Source organism: Sphingomonas sp. SAFR-052, from assembly GCF_051965015.1.
Lineage (GTDB): Bacteria > Pseudomonadota > Alphaproteobacteria > Sphingomonadales > Sphingomonadaceae > Sphingomonas.
Genome location: NZ_JBQCMO010000015.1, coordinates 20,331 through 27,345 on the forward strand (window position 1 = coordinate 20,331; position 7,015 = coordinate 27,345).

Sequence of the window (7,015 nt, forward strand, 5' to 3'; positions counted from 1 at the left end):
GTTGGACATATTGTTCATTCACCAGAACATGCCGGCGCAGTTCAAACATCTTGCTCCGGCACTGGCGGCATCGGGAAAACATCGCGTCGTCTTCGTAACCCGCGGGAAAGGCGTTGATATTCCCGGCGTCCGCTGCGTCGGGTACGAAGCGCCACGTCCGGCCAATCCGACCACCCATCACTATGTCCGCCTGTACGAAGCCAGCGTCCGCTATGGACAGCAGGTCGCACGCACCCTGCTCCAGCTCAAGCGCGAAGGATTCGTGCCGACGATCGTGATTGGCCATCCGGGCTGGGGCGAGATGATGTTCGTGCGCGACGTGTTTCCGCGCGCGGTGATCCTCAGCTATGCCGAATTCTATTATCATGGCGCCGGGGCCGATGTCGGCTTCGATCCGGCGCAGCCCGCCGATCTCGACACCGTGTGTCGCACGCGGGCGCGCAACGCGCATCTGCTGCTCAGCCTCGACATGGCCGATGCCGGCATCGCGCCGACCGAATGGCAGCGCAGCCGCCATCCCGAAATCTACCAGCCCCGCATCCGCACCATCTTCGACGGGGTCGAGACCGATGTGGTGAAGCCCGATCCGGCGGCGCGCTTCCGCCTGCCCGACGGGCGGACGCTGTCGCGGCAGGACGAGGTCATCACCTATGTCGCGCGCAACCTCGAACCCTATCGCGGCTATCCGTCGTTCATCCGCGCGCTGCCCGCCATCCTCGCCGCCCGGCCCGAGGCACAGGTCGTCATCACCGGCGGCGATCAGGTCAGCTATGGCGCCCCCGCCCCCGAAGGACGGTCGTGGCGCGAGCAGATGGAGCTGGAAATCCCACTGACCACCGGCCCGTTCGCCGACCGGGTCCATTTCACCGGCAAGCTGTCCTATGCGAACTATCTGTCGTTGCTGCGCGTCTCCAGCGTTCACACCTATTTGACCGTGCCGTTCGTGCTGTCCTGGTCGTTTATCGAGGCGATGGCGACCGGCTGCGTCATGGTCGCGTCGGACACCGCGCCGGTGCTCGAATTCCTCGAACCCGGCATCAACGGGCATCTGGTCCCGTTCCACGACCCCGCCGCCATCGCCGACCGGATCATCGGGGTGCTGGCCGACCGCAGCGACCACCTGCGGCTGCGCAAGGCGGCACGCGCGACCGCCGTCGGCCGCTGCGCGCTGTCGGTCTGCCTGCCGCGCCAGATGCAGCTGGTCGAGCAGTTGACGGGGGTGTCGGTGTAGGCCGGCGGCAGGAAGCGATAGACGCCGCTGCACGAGATCCTCAGGTTGGGCGCGCCATGCGCCGGCGACCGGCTCGATCCGCCCCCGACAAATGCTAAATCAAAATTTCAGGTCCGAGAGATCGAACGGGGGCAATGCGCGCTTCGAGTTCGGCAATGTATCGGCCGATCGCCTGACGCGACGGATGGTCGTTCAGACGGTCGATGATATGTTTTGCGCGGGTAATTTCGCGTTCAATGGCGGTCTGCTGCATCATCGTCTCCGGCCCCCCGAAAACAGACCACCGCTCGTGCCCGGGGAACGTTAAAAATGCGTTGATTTCCTACTCTCGAAATTTTCGTTCTTGGATCAGCGCCGATAATTCCGGTTCCTACCAGGACCGTCAGTCCACGACGAACCGCTGTCGCTGTAGGTCTCATACCAAAGGATGAATGACCATCTAACCCGTTTTTAAGATTACGTTTCTAAACAGAACGAATGTTTTACGGTCTTCGCATAAAGTCAAAAGACCACAGCCTGCGCGCGGACAAACGGGGCGCCGCAGCGATCGAGTTCGCCCTGTGCGCCGCGGGGTTCGTAGGACTGCTGATCGGCACGCTGCAAATCGCGGTCGTCTTCTTCGTTCAGAACAGCGTGCAGACGGTTGCCGAGACGGTTGCGCGACAGGTGCTGACCGGACAGATTCCTTCGGGAACGACACAGAAACAGTTCCGTGTGCTGGCATGCGGCAGTCTTCCAGCGTTCCTGACCTGCAGCAACCTGTATGTTGATGTCCGGAAGCTGACGGACCTGAGCGGCGTCGGATCGGTTGATGCCGGGGTTAGCGTCAATGCTGCTGGACAGGTAACCGATGCTACCCGCTTCGAGTTGGGCGGCGCTGGCGACATCGTCGTGCTGCGGCTGCTCTACAACTGGCCGATTGGTACCGCGCCGCTCGGGCTTAAACTCAGCAATCAAGAAGGCGACACGCGCATCATCGTCGGCACGATGGCGTTCAAGGCGGAGCCGTACGCATGACGCGCTCGCAACCCACCGGAATGATGGCCGACAACCGCGGAACCGCGCTCATTGAGTTCACCATCGCTTTGCCGGTGCTGCTGCTGCTGTTCCTCGGCGGATACCAGCTGAGCGACGCAATTACCGCCAGGCGCAAGGTGACCATCATGACCCGCGCGGTCGGGGACATGACGTCGCAATACCGGGCGCTGACGACCAACGAACTCGACGGGCTGATGAACGGGTCCACACAAATTCTGGCGCCTTACGCCACCGCTCCGGCCCGGTTGCGGGTAACCCAAATAACGATCGAGAGCAGCGGAGATGTCTTCCGGATCGACTGGAGCCGCAGCCGTAACGCCTCAGCACTTCCTACCGGCCGCTATTACGCAAGCGCACTGCCGGCAGCGTATCGTCAGCCGAATACGGTCTTCATCTACACGCAGTCGGCCTACACCTACAATACCGCGCTGTCCGGTTACTTTGGATCGATCACCTTCTCGGAAGATCTGTGGTTGCTACCACGCCGCTCCTCTACAATCACGCTGTCCTGAGCCAAGCCATGCGCATGTCTCTCCTGTCCGCTTTCGCCCGCGACCAGCGCGGCAACATCATGATGATCTTGGGGTTGGCCCTGGTACCGATCACCTTCGCCACCGGCATGGCAATCGACTACGGAACGGCCATGCAGCTGCAGACCGATCTCAATGCTGCGGCCGATGCGGCCGCGCTGTCGGCCACGAGTGCGGCGATGATGCGCCAACCCCTTGCCACTGCCCAAGCGCAAGCGCGAGTAATGTTTCAGGCGCAAACGTCTGATTTGCCTGGTCTCGTCCCGTTGAACTACGCGGACACGGCGCAACTGCAGATCACCGTAACCGAAGGGACGTCGCAAGCCGAGGGCTTCGTGCGCACGGCAACGGTCACCTACCGTGGGCAATCCACAAACAGCTTCGCTGGCATCCTTGGCAAAGATACACTGACCGTAACGGGTACCGCCACGGCAAAGGCGAGTACGGCACCCGATACCGACTTCTACGTCTTACTCGATGCGTCGTCGTCGATGGCGTTGCCGACCACGACCGCCGGCATCAACTTTCTAAAATCGCGGACTGTTCGCAATGGAAACCCCGATGGCTGTGCTTTCGCATGCCACCAAACAAATCCGGACAACCCGAACATCCGCAATTCCAGCGGCCAGATCATCGACTATTATACCTTCGCACATAACAACGGCATCGAACTCAGGATCGACGCAGGTAAAAATGCCATTCGCGATATGGTCTCGAGCGCGCGTAGCGAAGCCGCATCGAACGGCGCGGCGTATCGCTTCTATCTCGCTACATTCGACCGAAGCGCCAACTACCGTGAACTGACCGGGCCGACGCCGTCAGGTGATTTCAATTACGTTAGTTCCAAAGCTATTACGGCTGAGACCATTGCCGTACAGATGCATGGCTACCTATACGATCGCCAGACAGAACATGCCGGATCACTGGCCAAGCTGAACGCCGCCGTGACGTCGAATCCGGGAAATGGCCTTCGTACGCCGGGAGATCGTCCAAAAGCGACGCTATTCCTGATCACTGATGGCATGCGCGACGAAGAGATCAACGGTCGCCAAATGGGTCCGATTGCCCCGGATCAATGCGATGCGATCAAGGCGCGCGGCATCCGTATTGCCGTCCTCTACACGACGTACACCCCGGAATCGATCAATTACGATCCTTGGGCGGTCAGCAACGTAGTCCCACGCCTGCCGGAGATCGGACCTGCTTTGAAACGGTGCGCATCGGACGACTTGTTCTTCGAAGTATCGACCGATGGTAACATATCGCAAGCGCTCGCCGCCCTGTTTCAGAAGGCTGTGCAGACGTCCCGCCTTACGAGATAGCCCTTCTACACCGCTTACCTTGCACTCGCCGACGCTGTTTCAGAATCTGCAACGCCGTCGATCGGCGCGTATTTCGCTCTATGCAGCGCAGTCACGCGCTTAACCTGCGCGATGCTGCACCCCGCCAGTTCGGCCGTACGGGCGATGCTCATGCCAGCTTCGCGCAGTGCGACGATGCGGCGGTGGTGCGCCAGATCGGGCTTCCGCCCGGTGTAGCGCCCTGCCCGCTTGGCGATCTCGATCCCCCCGCGCTGGCGCTCGCGCCTTGTTTCGTAATCGTCGCGGGCGGTTTGCAGCGCGACGCGGAGCAGCATGTCCTGCACCGCTTCCAGCACGATCCGTGATACCCCCGAACTGTCGGCGACCAGATCGGACAGGTCGACGATCCCCGGCACCGCCAGGCGCGCGCCCTTTCCCCGGATCGTTGCGACCAGCAGTTCGGCTTCGGGCAAAGGCAGTCGGCTGATCCGGTCGATCTTCTCGGCGATCACGACTTCGCCGGGTTGCAGGTCGTCGACCATGCGCAGCAGTTCCGGTCGATCGGGTCGTGCGCCCGACGCCTTCTCGCGGTACACCGTCGCGACATAGAAGCCGGCCGCCCGCGCGCCGGCGACGATCGCCTCCTGCCGGGCGAGATCCTGTTCGTCGGTGCTGACCCGCAGATATACCCGCGCCGCCCGGATCATGTTTTGCTGCTTGCTCATCATTCCCCGGCTCAACTGGGTATACCCAAGGTGGCGATCGGCTAATTAGGAGCGGACCGACTTTGTCGCGCCGCGAACAGTTAGGCTCAGGACTCATTGATTGATCCAGAAGATGATGGATGCGGCGAGGGCGACGGCGGACATGAAGGCGTGGGCGCATCGGTCGTAGTGGGTGTGGATGCGCCGCCAGTCCTTGAGGCGACCGAACATGTTCTCGATTTTGTGGCGGCGTCGGTAAAGGGCGGCATCGTGTGGGATCGGTGCCTTGCGTCCTTTGCGTGACGGGATGCAGGCAGCGGTTCCACGTGCGGCGAGCGCCTGGCGGAACCAGTCGGCGTCGTAGCCGCGATCGGCGAGCAGCACTGGAGCGGGCGGCATCGCGTCGAACATGAGGGCTGCGCCCTTATAGTCGCTCATCTGCCCCTCGGTGAGCAGCATGACGCGCGGCCGTCCCCGATCATCGCAGACGGCGTGCAGCTTGGAGTTCAGGCCGCCCCTGGTTCGCCCAATACATCGGGGAAGAGCCCCTTTTTGAGCAGACTGGCTGCTGTCCGGTGCGCTTTCAGGTGCGTAGCATCGATCATCAATTGATCCGGTGGCCCGCCCTCGGCCGCCAGTCCGGCAAATATCCGGTTGAAGACCCCCATCCGGCTCCAGCGGATAAACCGGTTGTAGATCGTCTTGGCCGGACCGTATGCCGCCGGTGCATCCCGCCAGCGCAGGCCGTTGCGGATCACAAAAATGATCCCGCTGACGGTCCGCCGGTCATCCACGCGCGGCACGCCATGCGACAGCGGAAAGTAGGGCTCAATCCGCTGCATCTGCTCGTCCGTCAGCCAGAACAGGTCACTCATCGGCGGCTCCTCCACCGCCAATGAATCAACACGCCACCGCTCACGCAAGCTATTTAATAGGTCCTGAGCCTAGTGATTGGCGTCTTGGTATATATGAACGACAGCGACGATCGTTCAGACTTCTACATGCGAGAGGGCGGCTCAATCATGTATCTTTATTTTCTAAAACGCCTTCCGATTTTTAGTCACACGCGGTTAGCTATCACAGCCGATGCGTGAGAAGTAAGCTTTGCGTTCAGACCGATGGCGCAAGACCCTGACTTTTGCTGCTGAATCGCTTACGTTGCTTATCACTACTTTGTTTCAACGAAACGCGGGTGCTGCGAAAACGACGATCATTGCGAAAGCATCAGCGAGCAGCCGTTTAAGACCTCTCAACGGATGCCAAGCATCGCCGCAATATGCCCCCTCAGCGGCTGAGGGACCATTCTCAAATTGAGACGGCAGGGATGTTTTCTCTTCCGCCTGCACTGGGACATCCATTAAGGCTGAGCAAAGGCTGCTCGAACGGCGGCCTTTCTTGGGGGGGGGATGGACATGGACATTACCGGCACTGCTGGATCGGAGACGTTGACGGGCACGGCGGGGGACGACGTGATTTCCGGCCTGGGCGGAAGCGACACGATCAGCGGCGGTGCGGGTAATGACATCGTTGATGGTGGCGACGGGGACGACTGGATCCGCGACGACCGTGGGTCGGATACGCTGCGCGGCGGCGCTGGCAACGACTGGATTTCAATCGCGCGCTCAAGCAACAACACAGTCGAGAACGTCACGATCGATGGCGGCACCGGCGACGACACCGTCTCTTACCTAAATTATAGCGCTGGATCGGTCGCAATCGATCTTGGCGACGGTGCCGATCGTCTTCAGCTGATGAGCACGCAAGACAGCGCACGGGTGACCCTGGGTGCCGGCCGGGACACGCTGGAGCTTTCCAATACTTTTAGCATTGGATTGGGCAAGCTGGTTGTGACCGACTTCGTAACCGGCGCGAGCGGCGATGTGCTGGACGGCAGCCAGTATTTCAACAACGGCCTGTCGGGCTGGAACGGCAGCGTCAATCCGTTCGGTGCGAGCGGCTATCTGCGGCTCGTGCAGCAGGGGACGAACACCCTCCTTCAGGTCGACCGCGACGGCATCGCCAACGGCTCGAACTTCGCGACGCTCGTCACCTTCGAGAACACCACCGCCAGCCAGTTCACCAAAGAGAATTTCGCAGGACTCGCGCCCGATGGCAGCGCCATTGCCGGACGTACCATTACCGGCACTGCTGGATCGGAGACGTTGACGGGCACGGCGGGGGACGACGTGATTTCCGGCCTGGGCGGAAGCG

8 protein-coding genes are annotated in these 7,015 nt (G+C 61.3%); 5 read left to right on the forward strand and 3 right to left on the reverse strand.

All coding sequences use genetic code 11. The annotated features are described in order from the left end of the window. Position 1: 1 nt before the first annotated feature. Positions 2–1,231, forward strand: a complete 1,230-nt coding sequence (locus ACTHQV_RS18070; protein ID WP_440492135.1) for a glycosyltransferase family 4 protein — start codon at positions 2–4, stop codon at positions 1,229–1,231. Between the two features lie 94 nt (positions 1,232–1,325). Here the strand turns inward: ACTHQV_RS18070 and ACTHQV_RS18075 are convergent, their stop codons facing one another. Continuing rightward, a complete protein-coding gene (locus ACTHQV_RS18075) occupies positions 1,326–1,487 on the reverse strand; it encodes a hypothetical protein (RefSeq protein WP_440492136.1) in 162 nt (53 codons plus the stop codon). Between the two features lie 221 nt (positions 1,488–1,708). Between ACTHQV_RS18075 and ACTHQV_RS18080 the strand changes: the two genes are divergently transcribed. The 3 genes from ACTHQV_RS18080 to ACTHQV_RS18090 are packed head-to-tail and all read left to right on the forward strand — an operon-like array spanning position 1,709 to position 4,121. Beyond that, positions 1,709–2,248, forward strand: coding sequence for a TadE/TadG family type IV pilus assembly protein (locus ACTHQV_RS18080; RefSeq protein WP_440492137.1), 540 nt, complete (start codon positions 1,709–1,711; stop codon positions 2,246–2,248). Then, positions 2,245–2,781 carry a TadE/TadG family type IV pilus assembly protein gene (locus ACTHQV_RS18085; RefSeq protein ID WP_440492138.1) on the forward strand — a complete coding sequence of 179 codons (537 nt, stop codon included), beginning with the start codon at positions 2,245–2,247 and terminating at the stop codon, positions 2,779–2,781. Before ACTHQV_RS18080 ends, ACTHQV_RS18085 begins: the two co-directional genes overlap by 4 nt. A gap of 14 nt (positions 2,782–2,795) precedes the next feature. Continuing rightward, the gene (locus tag ACTHQV_RS18090) at positions 2,796–4,121 is read left to right on the forward strand and encodes a pilus assembly protein TadG-related protein (protein ID WP_440492139.1); all 1,326 of its coding nucleotides are present in this window, start codon (positions 2,796–2,798) and stop codon (positions 4,119–4,121) included. Between the two features lie 14 nt (positions 4,122–4,135). Here the strand turns inward: ACTHQV_RS18090 and ACTHQV_RS18095 are convergent, their stop codons facing one another. Both ACTHQV_RS18095 and ACTHQV_RS18100 read right to left on the reverse strand, forming a co-directional pair. Next, positions 4,136–4,825: a recombinase family protein gene (locus ACTHQV_RS18095; protein ID WP_440492140.1), complete on the reverse strand. Its 690-nt coding sequence runs from the start codon at positions 4,823–4,825 to the stop codon at positions 4,136–4,138. A 93-nt stretch (positions 4,826–4,918) separates the two neighbouring features. Continuing rightward, positions 4,919–5,679 (reverse strand): IS5 family transposase gene (locus ACTHQV_RS18100; RefSeq protein ID WP_440492141.1). Its coding sequence is split into 2 segments (ribosomal slippage): positions 4,919–5,346 and positions 5,346–5,679, totalling 762 coding nucleotides; the frame shifts between segments, so codons are not numbered across the junction. Positions 5,680–6,216: 537 nt separating this feature from the next. Between ACTHQV_RS18100 and ACTHQV_RS18105 the strand changes: the two genes are divergently transcribed. Next, positions 6,217–7,015, forward strand: a 799-nt coding sequence (locus ACTHQV_RS18105) for a calcium-binding protein (RefSeq protein WP_440492142.1), incomplete at its 3' end; no start/stop codon positions are given.